The organism is Pseudomonas sp. Sample_22 (genome assembly GCF_004307635.1).
In the GTDB taxonomy this organism is placed as follows: Bacteria; Pseudomonadota; Gammaproteobacteria; order Pseudomonadales; family Pseudomonadaceae; genus Aquipseudomonas.
The window spans coordinates 1-949 of sequence record NZ_RCNY01000061.1 but is presented as its reverse complement, the minus strand read 5'-3'; the positions used below and the strand labels follow the sequence as shown (position 1 = coordinate 949).

Sequence of the window (949 nt, the reverse complement as noted above, 5' to 3'; positions counted from 1 at the left end):
TGCTGGGCGTCTTCCGACAGCGCAGGTATATGTTTGGGCGTCTGTGCAGAAGCTGACTTGCGATCAAAATCGATCGTGACGTCCTCCACATCCACAGGAGTTTTTGCTAGTGCGGGTTCGTTTCCTACCGCATGAGTAAGCGATTCTTTAGGCGACGCAGAGCCATTGATAATGGCTTGGTCATCACGGCTGACCGGAGCGGACGCTTGACGACTGTCATAGATCATCTTTCCCGACCTGTCATTAGCGCTTCCAGGCTTCATTACCTGTAGACCCTTTGTGGGAGCCTCGGTATCAAAGCGAGCCAGGGCGCCAGGCTGAGCGGTGGGTGCTGTCGCGCCTTTGTTGACGGTAAAAACACCACCTCTAGGCTCTGCGCTGATTCTCGAAGTAGGCCGTTTATATTCATTTCGAGCGGCGACTGTCCAAGCCGGCTTGCTAATAGGTGGGATATCTAGGTCATCTTCAGGGATCAACACTGGCGTCTTGGGCTTCACTGTGATGGTTTTGGGCGGCAGTCCCGCGATTTCTTCCCTCGTAGGGGCGTTAATGGACGCCCCTGGTCGCGGGATATCTAGGTCATCTTCAGGGGTCAACACTGGCGCCTTGGGCTTCACTGTGATGGTTTTGGGCGGAAGCCCTGCGATTTCTTCGCTCGTAGGGGCGCTGATGGACGGCCCTGGTCGTTGCGTCGGCTCCGGCAGCTTCACTTCGGGCCCTTTAATAAGGGGGGCTGAAGTGGAGGTGCCTGTTTTAGGCAGAGTCAGAGGGCCGGTTGGTACCACGGAAGTAAAGAGCTCTTCATCCACCCGCGGTACGGCCTGAGAACCCTGTGGTTGAGTGGGCGTTTGTGGCATCGTTTTGGCCCCAGAACTCGATTTGGTCGGGATCTTGGTCGGGATACCCAGCTTGATGTCGTTGCCGGCGATCTTCTGATCCTGGTTCACCA

Annotated in this window: 1 protein-coding gene; it reads right to left on the bottom strand. The window is 56.2% G+C overall.

What is annotated here, in order from left to right:
- On the bottom strand, positions 1-949 hold a 949-nt coding region (locus D8U73_RS29200), incomplete at both ends, for a hypothetical protein (protein WP_177435533.1).